This window comes from Actinomyces ruminis (assembly GCF_002154335.2).
GTDB lineage: Bacteria > Actinomycetota > Actinomycetes > Actinomycetales > Actinomycetaceae > Actinomyces > Actinomyces ruminis.
Window position 1 is genome coordinate 63,344 of record NZ_MTPX02000051.1, and the last position, 12,506, is coordinate 75,849.

General features: G+C 69.5%; 13 protein-coding genes. 11 read left to right on the forward strand and 2 right to left on the reverse strand.

The annotated features are described in order from the left end of the window. Positions 1-24 precede the first annotated feature (24 nt). Positions 25-792 (reverse strand): amino acid ABC transporter ATP-binding protein, encoded by a 768-nt coding sequence (locus tag BW737_RS10265; protein WP_218961896.1) that lies wholly within the window; start codon positions 790-792, stop codon positions 25-27. 232 nt (positions 793-1,024) lie between these two features. Here BW737_RS10265 and miaB point away from each other — a divergent pair, with 232 nt between their 5' ends. Beyond that, positions 1,025-2,677: a tRNA (N6-isopentenyl adenosine(37)-C2)-methylthiotransferase MiaB gene (miaB, locus tag BW737_RS10270; protein WP_180272187.1), complete on the forward strand. Its 1,653-nt coding sequence runs from the start codon at positions 1,025-1,027 to the stop codon at positions 2,675-2,677. Positions 2,678-2,694: 17 nt separating this feature from the next. Here miaB and BW737_RS10275 read toward each other — a convergent pair whose 3' ends face one another. Then, the gene (locus BW737_RS10275; protein WP_086614351.1) at positions 2,695-3,675 is read right to left on the reverse strand and encodes an FAD:protein FMN transferase; all 981 of its coding nucleotides are present in this window, start codon (positions 3,673-3,675) and stop codon (positions 2,695-2,697) included. 153 nt (positions 3,676-3,828) lie between these two features. On the opposite strand from BW737_RS10275, the gene BW737_RS18410 reads away from it, so the two are divergent. The 10 genes from BW737_RS18410 (at position 3,829) to BW737_RS10310 (ending at position 11,587) form a co-directional block, all read left to right on the forward strand. Beyond that, positions 3,829-4,422 carry a hypothetical protein gene (locus tag BW737_RS18410; protein WP_257210708.1) on the forward strand — a complete coding sequence of 198 codons (594 nt, stop codon included), beginning with the start codon at positions 3,829-3,831 and terminating at the stop codon, positions 4,420-4,422. Beyond that, a complete protein-coding gene (locus tag BW737_RS10280; protein WP_257210709.1) occupies positions 4,419-5,582 on the forward strand; it encodes an FTR1 family iron permease in 1,164 nt (387 codons plus the stop codon). Before BW737_RS18410 ends, BW737_RS10280 begins: the two co-directional genes overlap by 4 nt. A 32-nt stretch (positions 5,583-5,614) precedes the next feature. Next, on the forward strand, positions 5,615-6,247 hold the full coding sequence (locus tag BW737_RS10285) for an iron transporter (RefSeq protein WP_086614350.1): 633 nt from the start codon (positions 5,615-5,617) through the stop codon (positions 6,245-6,247). A gap of 87 nt (positions 6,248-6,334) precedes the next feature. Continuing rightward, positions 6,335-7,606, forward strand: coding sequence for a DUF2318 domain-containing protein (locus BW737_RS10290; RefSeq protein WP_086614349.1), 1,272 nt, complete (start codon positions 6,335-6,337; stop codon positions 7,604-7,606). 1 nt (position 7,607) lies between these two features. Next, the gene (locus BW737_RS10295) at positions 7,608-8,897 is read left to right on the forward strand and encodes an ABC transporter permease (protein ID WP_086614348.1); all 1,290 of its coding nucleotides are present in this window, start codon (positions 7,608-7,610) and stop codon (positions 8,895-8,897) included. Between the two features lie 8 nt (positions 8,898-8,905). Continuing rightward, entirely contained in the window at positions 8,906-9,133 is a 228-nt protein-coding gene (locus BW737_RS18415; protein WP_257210710.1) for a hypothetical protein, read from the forward strand. Further along, on the forward strand, positions 9,094-9,471 hold the full coding sequence (locus BW737_RS18420) for a hypothetical protein (RefSeq protein ID WP_257210711.1): 378 nt from the start codon (positions 9,094-9,096) through the stop codon (positions 9,469-9,471). Before BW737_RS18415 ends, BW737_RS18420 begins: the two co-directional genes overlap by 40 nt. Positions 9,472-9,481: 10 nt before the next feature. Continuing rightward, positions 9,482-10,204 (forward strand): ABC transporter permease, encoded by a 723-nt coding sequence (locus tag BW737_RS18425; RefSeq protein ID WP_257210712.1) that lies wholly within the window; start codon positions 9,482-9,484, stop codon positions 10,202-10,204. A 10-nt stretch (positions 10,205-10,214) separates the two neighbouring features. Next, the gene (locus BW737_RS10305; protein ID WP_218961897.1) at positions 10,215-11,039 is read left to right on the forward strand and encodes an ABC transporter ATP-binding protein; all 825 of its coding nucleotides are present in this window, start codon (positions 10,215-10,217) and stop codon (positions 11,037-11,039) included. Then, the gene (locus BW737_RS10310; protein ID WP_086614347.1) at positions 11,036-11,587 is read left to right on the forward strand and encodes an FMN-binding protein; all 552 of its coding nucleotides are present in this window, start codon (positions 11,036-11,038) and stop codon (positions 11,585-11,587) included. The genes BW737_RS10305 and BW737_RS10310 overlap by 4 nt, the downstream gene beginning before the upstream one ends. Positions 11,588-12,506: the final 919 nt, after the last annotated feature.

Here is a 12,506-nt window from a genome sequence, read left to right on the forward strand (position 1 = left end):
AGTGGTTGAAGCGGGCATTCGACGTCAGTGTGTGATCAGTTTGGACAGGAAGTCCTGGGCGCGGTCCGTGCGCGGGCTGGTGAAAAACTCGTCCGGCGTGGCCTCTTCGACGATGGCGCCGTCGGCCATGAAGACCACTCGGTCGGCGGCCTGGCGGGCGAAGCCCATTTCGTGGGTGACGATGATCATGGTCATGCCCTCCGCGGCCAGCTCCGCCATGACGTCGAGCACCTCCTTGACCATCTCCGGGTCCAGGGCGGAGGTGGGCTCGTCGAAGAGCATCACCTTGGGCCGCATCGCCAGGGCGCGGGCAATGGCGACGCGCTGCTGTTGCCCGCCCGATAGCTGGGCCGGGAACTTGGCGGCCTGGGAGTCCACGCCCACGCGCTGGAGCAGCCGGTGCGCCTCCGCCTCGGCGTCCTGCTTGGATACGCCGCGCACCTTGATCGGGCCGAGCGTGATGTTGTCCAGGATCGTCTTGTTGGCGAACAGGTTGAAGGACTGGAAGACCATGCCCACCTCGGCGCGCAGCCGGGCGAGCTCCTTGCCCTCCTGCGGCAGCTCTTGCCCGTCGATGCGAATCGTGCCGGTGTCGATCGACTCCAGCCGGTTGATGGTGCGGCACAGGGTCGACTTGCCCGAGCCGGAGGGGCCGAGCACCACCACGACCTCCTGCCGCTTGACGGCCAGGTTGATGTCCTTGAGCACGTGCAGGTCGCCGAAGTGCTTGTTGACGCCGACCAGTTCCACGAGCACGTCGTCGCTGCCGTCGGCCCTCCGCGCGGCATCCATGATGAGCGCGTCGGCGGGGCTGGCGGCGTCTGCAGAGCGGTCGGGCGCGGGCGACGGAGTGGTACTCATGGCCTCATGACATACCGTGACCGTGTCGGGAATGGTCCGGCCGTGTTTCGGGCCTGTAACAGACGCTGGGCGCTGGTGTTACAAATCTCACGGCCGAGGCGCGGTGTGAGACTCTGGCCGACCGGGTTCTGTCGGCGGCGCGGCGGCTCCTAGACTGCGCTCGATGACCATGCTTGATGCTCCCGTAGCCGCCGCCCACGCCGACGGCACCACCCTGCGCACCTACCACGTGCGCACGCTCGGCTGCCAGATGAACGTCCACGACTCCGAGCACATGGCCGGCCTGTTGGAACAAGCCGGATACCGCCGCGCCGAAGATGTGCCCGAGGCGGCCGCGCGCGCCACCGCCGCCGGCGACGGTGGCGCCGACGTGGTGATCATCAACACCTGCTCCGTGCGGGAGAACGCCGCCACCCGCCTGTTCGGCAACCTCGGCCAGCTCGCCGCCGTCAAGCGGGAGCGCCCCGGCATGCAGATCGCCGTGGCCGGCTGCCTGGCCCAGCAGATGGGGGAGGGGATCGTGGAGCGGGCCCCGTGGGTCGACGTCGTCTTCGGCACCCACAACATCGACGTGCTGCCCGCCCTCCTGGAGCGCGCCCGTCACAACCGCGAGGCCGCCGTCGAGATCGAGGAGTCCCTGAAGGTCTTCCCCTCCACCCTGCCCACCCGGCGCGAATCCCCCTACGCCGCCTGGGTGTCCATCGCGGTGGGCTGTAACAACACCTGCACCTTCTGCATCGTGCCCTCCCTGCGCGGCAAGCAGCGCGACCGGCGCCCCGGGGACATCCTGGCCGAGATCCAGGCCGTGGCCGCCCAGGGGGCCATCGAGGTCACCCTGCTGGGACAGAACGTCAACTCCTACGGCGTCGGCTTCGGCGAGCGCGGCGCCTTCGCCGGCCTGCTGCGCGCGGCCGGGAATGTGGAGGGCATCGAGCGGGTACGCTTCACCAGCCCGCACCCGGCGGCCTTCACCGACGACGTCATCGACGCCATGGCCGAAACCCCGGCCGTCATGCCCAGCCTGCACATGCCGCTGCAGTCCGGCTCGGACCGGATCCTGCGGGCCATGCGCCGCTCCTACCGCACCAAGCGGTTCCTCGACATCCTGGAGCGCGTGCGCGAGCGGATACCCGACGCGGCCATCACCACCGACCTGATCGTCGGCTTCCCCGGGGAGACCGAGGCGGACTTCCAGGCCACCCTCGACGTCGTGGAGCAGGCCCGCTTCGCCTCCGCCTTCACCTTCGAGTTCTCCCCGCGCCCAGGCACCCCGGCCGCGGGCATGCCCGACCAGGTGCCCACCGAAGTGGTCAAGGAGCGCTACGCCCGCCTGGATGAGCTCGTGCGGCGCATCACCCAGGAGGAGAACGAAGGTCAGGAAGGACGCGTCGTCGAGATCCTTGTGGCCGAGGGGGAGGGGCGGCGCGACCAGGCCACGGCGCGCATCTCCGGGCGCGCCGCCGACAACCGGCTGGTGCACGCCGCTCTGCCGACCGGTCTGGCGGCAGACGACTACGCCGGTGGTGCGCCGCGGCCCGGGGACATGCTCACCGTCCGCGTCACGCACGGCGCCCCCCACAACCTGATCGCCGACTCCGCCCGCTGCGGCGCCGGGGCCGGCGGGGCGCGCGTGGATAGTGCGGGGCTAAGCGTCGGGGACCGCATGTGGCTGGACGACGGCCCCGCCCTGTTCGCGGTGCGGCGCACTCGTGCCGGGGACGCCTGGGAGCGCCGCCGCCGCGAGGCGCATGCTGCGCCCGAGCCGGATGCGGCACCGGTGGCCATCGGCATGCCGACCATTCGCGTCGGCTCCTGACTTGCAGCGCGTAACGTCTACCGATCTCGGCGAGGGGCGGTGAAGAGCTCGGCGGGCAGGTCGCGCCAGGTGCGGGAGACGGCCGCGGAGCCGTCGGCGCGCAGCAGGGCGAAGTCGTAGGCGAAGCGAGCTGCGGCCAGAGACGCGGGGTCGGCCACGAACAGCGCCGTGGCCAGCCCGTCGGCTTGGGCGCAGGTGTCGGCAACCGCCCAAGCCGCGACGACGGCGTTCGCCCCCGCCACGGGCAGACCCGTGTGTGCATCAAGAATGTGGTGCAGGCCCGGTCCCCAGGCGCGGTGGGAGACGCCCGAGGCGCACACCGCCCCCGCGGCCAGCTCGACGATGCCGACCACCGCGCCGTCACCGCCGCGGCCCCCGGGCCGCTCCAGGCCGATGCGCACCGGCTGATCGCAGCGCACTAGCAGGTCGCCGGCGGCGTCGATCAGGTACTCCTCGTACTCGGCTTCGCGCAGCCAGGCGGCTAGCAGGTCGGCGAGGAACCCCTTGCCGGCGGCGCCGACGTCGACCAGTGCCGGCTCGCGCAGCACCAGCTGGTCGTCGTCGTGACGGGCGCAGGCAGCCCAGGTGGGGCGCCCATGCACCGCGCCCAGGCGCTGGGCGGCGCCGTCGCGCACCACGAAGCTGTAGGCGGCGTCGTAGCCGAGCGCCACCAGATCCGCACCGGCCAGCGGGTCTATGCGCCCGTCCGTGGCGGCATGCAGACGGTCGTACAAGTCCAACAGCGTTGCCGAGCCGGGCGGCAGTGGGAGCGCGATTGTGCCGTCGGGCTCCCGCGCGAGCCGCCCTGCGGCGGCCCGTCGCACCAGCGACTCGGGGCGGAAGCGGGACCAGGTGTCCTCGAAGGCGTCGATGCGCGCCAGGAGCTGCCGGCGCAGCGCGCTGGGCACGGGGGAGCGGGTGTGGACCGCCCACGGGCAGCCGGTGGCCTCTAACTGCCAGGCGTGCCTGAGCCCGCCCGGGGCCTGCGAAGCTCTCATCACCCTCCCGGGATCGATGCGGTCGATGAATCAGGACTGCCGCCGGCTTTGACGGATCTAATTACGTAAGCCTACTCTTTCCTATGCAGGTCAGGCTCACCTACACTATGGAAGGCCTGGCTACCTTACTCGGCATATGAAGGAAGCCGCCCCATGGCCCACGCTCCGCTCCAGGACCGCCTTGCGCCCCCATCCGCCCGGGGCGCCGTCGTACTGGGCGCGGTACTGCTGCTGCTGACCGGGTTGGTTTCCGGGCTGTGGTCGACGGCGCGCGCGGCCGAGTCCGATACGGACTACGACTCCTGGGGCGCCGTCGTCGAGGCCATCACCACCGAGCTAGACGCCGCCGCCGAGTCTTACGGCTCTGGCGACACCGCCGGGGCCGCTGCCGCCTTCCAGCGCGCCTATAACTCCGGCTACGTCGCCTCCAATCTGCAAGTCGTCACCACCGACAACCTCGGTGCGGAAACCGCCTCCGAGCAGCGGCAGGCCTTCACCGACCTGCGCCAGGCCGCCTACGCCGCCGGCAACGCGGAAACTATCAGCGCCGGCGTCACGGAGCTGTCCGACTCCCTGGCTGATACTGCGGCCCAACTTGATGAGTTGGACAGTCTGGCCGACCCCCGCACCTATGCCGCCGACCAGGCGCCACCATCGCCACCCAGCGGGCCGAACTCCAGGCCAACAAGACCCGGATCAACGAGGGCCGTGGTGAGCGCACCTGGTCCGAGGTCGCCGCCGAGATGAACGCGCTGATCGACTCCGGCGTGGACAAGGCCGCCGCCGGCGACCGGGAGGGCGGCGCCGCCGACGTCAACAGCGCGTACTACGGCTACTACGAGAAGCTCGGCTTTGAGAAGACCGTCATGTCCGCCATCTCCGGCGACCGCGTCTCCGAGGTGGAGAACCAGTTCAAGGTCGTGCGCAAGGCCATGGTGGGCGGTGACGACATCGCGGACATCACCGCCGACGCCGAGACCCTCAAGACCTACCTGACCGAGGACGCCGCCACGCTCGACGGCGGGGCCGCCGAGAACATCAGCCCCTTAAAGGCCTTCCTCACGGGCTCCTTCGGACAGGCCTTCCTGATCCTGTTGCGCGAGGGCCTGGAGGCGATCCTGGTGGTTGCCGCCGTCATCGCCTACCTGCTCAAGGCCGGGATGCGGGACCGCGTGAAGTACATCTATGCGGGCCTCGCCCTGGGACTGGCCGGCTCCGGCGTGGTGGCATTGCTGTTCGCCTGGCTGTACGACTCCGCCTCCGCCCACCAGGAGATCCTCGAGGGCGCGGTGGCGCTGATCGCTATGGTCATGCTGCTGTTCACCAGCAACTGGATGCTGTCGAAGTCCTCGGTGGCCTCCTGGAACCGCTACATCAAGGACAAGACCGAGGCCTCCATCTCCGACGGCGGCTTCTGGGCGCTGGCCTCCCTGTCATTCCTGGCGGTCTTCCGCGAGGGCGCCGAAACCGTCATGTTCTATGAGGCGCTGTTCACCATGGATCCCTCCGGCTCGGCCAGCATCTGGCAGGGCTTCGCCGCCGGGGCGGTGGTACTCGTACTCATCTTCCTACTCATCCGCTTCACCAGTGTGAGGATTCCGCTGCGGCCCTTCTTCGCCATTACGAGTTTCCTCATGGCCGTCCTCGTCGTGATCTTCGCCGGCGGCGGCGCCCACGCCCTCATCGAGGGCGACATCATCCCGGCGACCTACGTCGAGGGGTGGCCCACGTACGACTACCTGGGCCTGTACCCCTACCGGGAGACCCTCCTGTTCCAGGCCTTCATGGCCGCGCTCGTCGTCGTCCTATCCGCCGTGTCCGTGCTGCGCCACCGCCGGGTCGACGCCGCCCGGGCCGCGCAGACGGACACCGACGCCGCGGCCGCGAAGTCCGGGGCAACCGAATAAGAAACCCACCAACCGCAAAGGAAGACAACCCCATGCGATCCCTCAAGCTCGTTAGTGCCACGGGTGCACTCGTCCTGGCCGGGACCCTCGGCCTGGCCGCCTGCTCCTCCTCCAACGATGCCGCCGACACCTCCACAGACACAGCCACCGAAGCGGCCTCGGACGCCGGAAACGAGGCCGGGTTCGAGGAATTCGACGTCAACGAGTCCCAGAAGGACCAGGAGGCCGAGGGGCAGATCAACGTCAACCTGGTCTACTTTCAGCCGGTGGATATGGAACCCGCCGGCGCCGCCGGACTGCCTGCCTCGCAGGCGGACCTGCACCTGGAGGCCGACATCAGCGCCCTGGGAGACAACACCCTGGGCTACGGTGCCGGCGACTTCGTGCCTGGCCTGACCGTGGACTACTCCATCGCCCCCGCCGACGGCTCCGGCGAGGCCGTGGAGGGCACCTTCATGCAGATGAACGCCTCCGACGGCCCCCACTACGGCGGCAACATCGCCTTGCCGGACGCCGGCCAGTACACCGTCACCATCACCATCCACAGCCCGGAGGAAAACGGCTGGGTGCTGCACACCGACCCCGACACCGGCGTCAAGGGCCGCTTCTGGACCGAGCCCATCGAGCTCACCTGGGACTGGGACTACACCCCCATGGAGTGGTGAGCCAGCGGTGACGGCGCCGCCGTCGCGCGGCCCGCAGGCGCGGGCGAATAGACACAGCCAACCGGTATCGAGAGGAGCATCTGCGGAGTGTTGGAGCGCTTTGTTTCCGTTGTTGGAGGAGCCACCCTGCCCTTCCTGCTGTACGCCGCCCTGGCGGTAGTGCTGACACCCGCATCTGTGGAGGGGTGGCCGCGCGCCAGCCGCTGGCGCCTCGCCTCCGCCCTGACCGGTACCGCCGGTGCCCTCGTCTTCGCCGTCCTGCGGGCCACCTCCGTGATCGACCGGCGCACCATCGTCAACATCCCGACCCTCATCGCCTGCGTGGCGGTCGATGCGGCCCTGATCGTGGTACTTGCCCTGCTGGTGCGCCGCCCCACCTGGCGTGCGGATGGGCGGTTGGGCGCGGTCGCCCAAGTGACCGCCTGCCTGGCGATAGCCCTGGCGTTCTTCCGCGCCGTCCCCAACGTGGTGCTGGGGCTGACCGCCTTCATTGAGCCGGGGGAGGAGGTGCTGTCCTCCGAAATGCTGCTGCGCGTGCTCGGCTTTTTCGGCGGTTGGGGGGCCGTGGCCCTGCTCGCCTTCGTCTACTACCGCACGGCCCGCCGGGCCCCGGTGCGCCCCACCCGCGTGACCCTGCTGGCATTCGCGGTCGTGTTCGGGGCGATGCACCTGGTGGAGCTGGCGCGGGTGCTGCAGTCCGCCCACCGGATCCGCCTGAGCGGGTCCGCCTTTCGGGTCATGACCTGGGCCACCAACAACGCGAATGGGATCATTCTGCTGACGGCCGCCGCCGTCTGGCTGGTGCCCATGGGCTTCGCGCTGGTCCGCGCGGTCGGCCGTACCCCGGTGCAGGCCAACCCGGCACGCACCCGTGCCCTGCGCGCCGAGCGGCGCCGTTCGCGCCGCTGGGTGCTGGCCTCGGGGCTCGGCTTCGCCGCGCTGGTGGTCACCCGGACCATCGCCGTCGCCAAGGTCAACGAGGTACCCACCCTGTCCGAACCCGAGCCCTACGAGCGCTCCCATGACGCCGCCGTCGTGTCCGCAGCCCTCCTGGCCGACGGCCACCTGCACCGCTTCGCCTACGAGACCACCGACGGCACCGAGGTGCGCTTCATCATGATCCTGAAGAACGGCGGTGCCTACGGGGTGGGGCTGGACGCCTGCGAATCCTGCGGACCGGCCGGCTATTACGAGAGCGACGGCAAGATCATCTGCAAGCGCTGCGACGTGGCCATCAACCCGGCCACCATCGGCTTCAAGGGCGGCTGCAACCCCATCCCCATTGAATTCGCGGTGGCCGACGGCGCCGTCAGCGTGCCCCTAAGCGCCCTGGAGGACAGCGCGGAGGTGTTCGCCTGACGTGTTCTTCGCCCGCCTGCTGCACCGCTCCTTCACCCGCCAACTGTGGCGCCGTTCCCTGATCGGCCTGACCGTGGCACTGTGCGCCTCCATCTCCGTGGCCATGCTCGGCGTCGTGCTCGACGTCGGTGACAAGCTGAACGCCGAGCTGACCGCCTACGGCTCCAACATCGTGGTCCAGCCCAAGGCCGACGCGGTCGTCTCCAGCCTTTACGAGACCGAGGAGACCACTGAGGCCACCGCCTTCATCGACGAGGCCGAGGTACCGGGCATCAAGACGATTTTCTGGGCCTACAACATCGTCGACTTCGCCGCCGAGCTCACCGGTCGCGTCGACGTGGCCTCCGCCTCCGGCCGGGCCATGGACCTGGCCGTTACCGGCACCTGGTTCGACAAGGAGCTGAACCTGTCCACAGGCCAGACCACCACCGCCGGGGTCACCACCCTGCGCTCCTGGTGGACCCTGGAGGGCGCCTGGCCCGCCGACGACGCCGAGGAGGCCGTCGTCGGCTCCAGCCTCGCCCGGCGCCTCGGCGTGGGCGTGGGCGACACGCTCACCCTGTCCGGCACGACCGGCGAGCGGGTCCTGACCATCACCGGGGTGTACACCTCCGGCGATGACGACGACGAATCCCTGTACGCCCCGCTGGCGGTGGTCCAGGAGCTCACCGGACACGTCGGCCAGGTCGACAAGGTCGAGGTCAAGGCCCTGACCACTCCGGAAAACGACTTGTCGCGCAAGGCGGCCCGCAACCCCAACGTCCTGTCCGCCGCCGAGTGGGAGACCTGGTACTGCACCGCCTACGCGTCCTCCATCACCTACCAGATCGAGGAGGTCATGCCCGGCGCGGTCGCCAAGCAGGTGCGCCAGGTGGCCGCCGTCGAGGGCAAGGTGCTGGAGAAGACCCAGGCGCTGATGATCCTGATGACCGTCCTCAGCCTGGTTGCTGCGGTGCTGGCCGTCGCCTCCCTGACCAGCGCCTCCCTGGTGGAGCGCACCGCCGAGTTCGCCCTGCTCAAGGCGGTGGGTGCCTCCTCCGCCTCCATCAACCGGCTGATCTTGGCCGAGACCGCCGTCATTGGCGTGGTCGGCACGGCGGTGGGGGCGCTGGCCGGCTCCGGCATCGCCCAGCTGATCGGTCAGGTGGTCTTCGGCTCGACCATCACCATGCGGCCCATGGTGTACGTGCTGGTGGTGGTACTGGTGGCACTGGTGCTACTGGTCGCCACCGCCTCCTCGCTGCGCACCATTCTTCGGATCCAGCCCGCGACCGCCCTGCACAAGCGGTGAGGAGGAACATGCCTACTCGCTCCGGCGTCGGCCGGCCCATGACCAACCGGCGCATGTTCGTCACTATGCTCATCGGCGCCATGCTGCGACGCCGCTCCCGTGCGCTGGCCGCGATCGGATCCTCCGTAGTGGGCGCTGCGACCTTGTTCTGCCTGGCCGCCATCTGCCTGGCCGTGCCCGCGCAGATGAGCGCGAGATGCGCCAGTTCGGCGCCAACCTCATCGTGGTGCCCGTAGACACCGATGCGGTGGCCGCCACGGCGGATGCCAGCGGGACGCAGACGGCGCGCATCAGCGACACCGACCTGGCACTCGTGGATACCGCCGTCGCCGCGGCCACCGGCACCAGCGCCGAGCAGTTGGCCACCGCCGCCTACCGCTACGAAACCATTCGCATCAACGTTCCCCCTACCTGCTTGCCGGCATCGACGTCGACGCGGTGCGCGCCCTCAACGGACACTGGGAGATCGACGGCGACTGGCCCGACACGGGCCAGGTGCTGGTCGGGCTCAACGTGGCCGAGAACGCCGGGCTCAGCCTGGCTCCACCGTCAACGCCGAATACCTGTCCAGTGACAACCTCGCCTTGGTCGGGGACGAACCGGACACTGCGACCGCGGCAGCCACCGGTGACCCGGCCAAATCCGACGAGACCGCCGCGGGACAGGCCCAGTGGCGGGTGTCCGGCATCGTCGACACCGGCGGGGAGGAGGACGACATCGTCTACGTCCCCACCGCCGCCCTGGAGTCCCTGACCGCCACCGCCGACGCCGGCTACGACGTGGTGGAGTTCTCGATCGACACCTCCGCCGTCGGCGTGGACGAGGTGGCCGCCGCCGTGGCCGACTCCGACGCCGCCGGGCGCCTAGCCGCCCAGCCCGTCTCTAAGATCTCCAGCGGCGATACCCGCATCATCACCATGCTCAACACCCTGTTCTGGGTGGTGGCCGTCGTGGTGCTGGGGCTGACCCTCGTGGGGGTGTCCACCACCATGACCGTCGTCGTCGCCGAACGCCGCAACGAAATCGGCCTGCGCAAGGCCCTGGGCGCCTCCGGGCGCTCCATCGCCACCGAGTTCTTCGCCGAGGCGGCCCTACTGGGGCTGATTGGCGGGCTGGTCGGCACCGCCATCGGCTACGGGCTGGCCGTCGCCGTCGGCTTGGGCGTATTCGACCGCCCCATCGGATTCAACTGGTGGCTGGCGGCCGCCTCCGTCGCACTGACGACGCTGGTCGCCGTCGTCGCCTCCTACTCACCGGTGCGCCGCGCCTCGCGCATCGACCCCGCGCTCGTCCTCAGAGAGGAATGACATGACCGACATGCTCGCCGAGACGGAAACCGGTTCGCAGGACCCACAGCCGGACGCGGGGGCCGCCGACTTGCTGCTCGAACTGCGGCACGTGTCCAAGATCTACGGCGACCTGCACGCCGTCGACGACCTCAGCCTTCAGGTGCCGCGCGGGCAGTGGCTGTCCGTCGTCGGCTCCTCCGGCTCCGGCAAGACCACCCTGATGAACATCATCGGCTGCATGGACACCCCCACCCGCGGCTCCGTGCTCCTGGACGGGCGCGAACTCGGGCGGATGAACGCCTCCCAGCTGACCGACATCCGCAAGCACGTCATCGGCCTGGTCTTCCAGCAGTTCCACCTCATCCCACACCTGACCGCCATCGAGAACGTGATGGTCGCCCAGTACTACCACTCCATGACCGACCAGAAGGAGGCGCTGGCGGCCCTGGAGAACGTGGGTCTGGCCGAGCGCGCCCACCACCTGCCCTCGCAGCTGTCCGGCGGCGAGCAGCAGCGCGTGTGCATCGCCCGCGCGCTGATCAACCACCCCGAGCTCGTGCTCGCCGACGAGCCCACCGGCAACCTCGATGAGGCGAACGAACAGCTGGTCCTGGACATCTTCGCCCGCCTGCACGCAGCCGGCACGACCCTGATCGTGGTAACCCACGACGCCCACGTGGCCTCCTGTGCGCAACGCCAGATCCTGCTCAACCACGGGCGGCTGGTGGGGGAGAAGCTCAACGCCGCGGGCGCCGGACGCCGAGAAAAGGACATGCTCGACTTCGGACAGGACGAGCCGGCCGCCCCGGCAGGCGATGCGTTCGCACCCGGCGGTGAGGAGGCACAGGCATGAGGCGGCGTTCGCATATCCCGGCCGCGACGCCCCCTGCCGCTTACGCCGCCCGACGTGCCCTGGCCGCCGTCGGCGCCGTCCTGGCGACCGCCGGCCTGGCCGGCTGCGGCGGAGGGGAGGTGACCCCCGCGCAGGACGAGTACGCCGGCCGCGCCCAGACCCAGAACCCGACGGCGCTCGCCACCGTCGGCTCCGATGACACTCCCACCGCCTCCGCCACCCCGACCGGCGGCCCCTATGCCGATGGGGAGTACACCGTCAGCGAGTCCTACGGGGTCGTGGACGGCGTGGTGGAGGAGGACTCCATCGACGTCACCCTCGCCCTGGAGGGCGGCTACATCACCGACGTGTCCGTCACCGGCCATGCGCTGACCGGCACCTCCAAGGACTACATCTCCGGCTTTGTGGAGGAGATCGCGGGCGCCGTCGTCGGCCGCAGCATCGAGGACGCGCACGTTACCGCCCTGGCCGGGGCATCCAAGACCTCCACGGCGTTTAACGACGCCGTCGACGCGATCGCCGCGCAGGCCGCTGACGCCGCCAACTAACTAGGAGGGCGGTGGGAGAAGCAGGGGCTCAGCTTGCCAGCCGCCGGCACGCGCTGGTCTCTCAGGTACGCATTCGTCGCTGACGTACGCGTTTTAGAGGTTTCCCGGCTCTTCGTGTGCGCGTGGGTGTGTCGGTTCTGGGCCGGTGCTGTGATGTGGTGGTCGTGTTCGGGTGTGGGAGGTCGTATTCGGGTTCATAGGGTCGTATTCGGCAGGCGCCGGCTTACCGAGATCGTCCTCATCATCCCCAAACCCTCCACATTCGCGAGGGTTTGGGGCGAAACAGGGCGTTCTCGCCGAACACAGGACGACGTCGGGCCAATGAGGACGACGTCGGACCGGTGGGGACGTTCTCGGGTCGATGAGGACGATGCCGCGCGCGGGTTGTCGGTGCGAGCGTGGTGCTTTAGAACGGCGTGTCGTGGGGATGCCTGCTGCCGGCCTCCCCGGTTTGGACCGCTTGCCCCTGTTTGGACCGCGTAAGTCTATTTGGACCGCTGTCCCCTGTTTGGACCGTCGTTGTGTGCCGCGTGGGCGGTCCAAACCGACGTAAGGGGTCCAAACCGACGTGGGCGGTCCAAACCGACGTAAGGGGTCCAAACTCGGGACGGTGCGGCGTCGATGCGCAGTCGAAGCAGGCCTGGATACAGGTCTGGCCGGGAGGGGAGGCAGGAGCAGGCGGCCCGGCATCAGACCACGCGGCGGCCGAGGTTCGGCGAGCCGATGTTCGTCAGGTCAGGTGGTGTGTATCCGCCGCTGGGCGTGTAGTGGTGGTGTGGCCGGGCTTCCCCCTTTCATCGGGGTCTGGCAGATCGAGCGGAGCCCCGCCCACAGGGAACGTGTTCTTACGGCCCGCACATCTATCCGCGAGAGTCAAGCACCGACCCGGATTATCCCGCCAGACCATAATCACCCCGCC

Coding starts and splice junctions, on each gene's coding strand:
- BW737_RS10265 (WP_218961896.1), bottom strand. CDS start 792: ATGGATGCCGCGCGGAGGGCCGACGGCAGCGACGACGTGCTCGTGGAA.
- miaB (WP_180272187.1), top strand. CDS start 1,025: ATGACCATGCTTGATGCTCCCGTAGCCGCCGCCCACGCCGACGGCACC.
- BW737_RS10275 (WP_086614351.1), bottom strand. CDS start 3,675: ATGAGAGCTTCGCAGGCCCCGGGCGGGCTCAGGCACGCCTGGCAGTTA.
- BW737_RS18410 (WP_257210708.1), top strand. CDS start 3,829: ATGGCCCACGCTCCGCTCCAGGACCGCCTTGCGCCCCCATCCGCCCGG.
- BW737_RS10280 (WP_257210709.1), top strand. CDS start 4,419: ATGAACGCGCTGATCGACTCCGGCGTGGACAAGGCCGCCGCCGGCGAC.
- BW737_RS10285 (WP_086614350.1), top strand. CDS start 5,615: ATGCGATCCCTCAAGCTCGTTAGTGCCACGGGTGCACTCGTCCTGGCC.
- BW737_RS18415 (WP_257210710.1), top strand. CDS start 8,906: ATGCCTACTCGCTCCGGCGTCGGCCGGCCCATGACCAACCGGCGCATG.
- BW737_RS18420 (WP_257210711.1), top strand. CDS start 9,094: ATGCGCCAGTTCGGCGCCAACCTCATCGTGGTGCCCGTAGACACCGAT.
- BW737_RS10305 (WP_218961897.1), top strand. CDS start 10,215: ATGCTCGCCGAGACGGAAACCGGTTCGCAGGACCCACAGCCGGACGCG.
- BW737_RS10310 (WP_086614347.1), top strand. CDS start 11,036: ATGAGGCGGCGTTCGCATATCCCGGCCGCGACGCCCCCTGCCGCTTAC.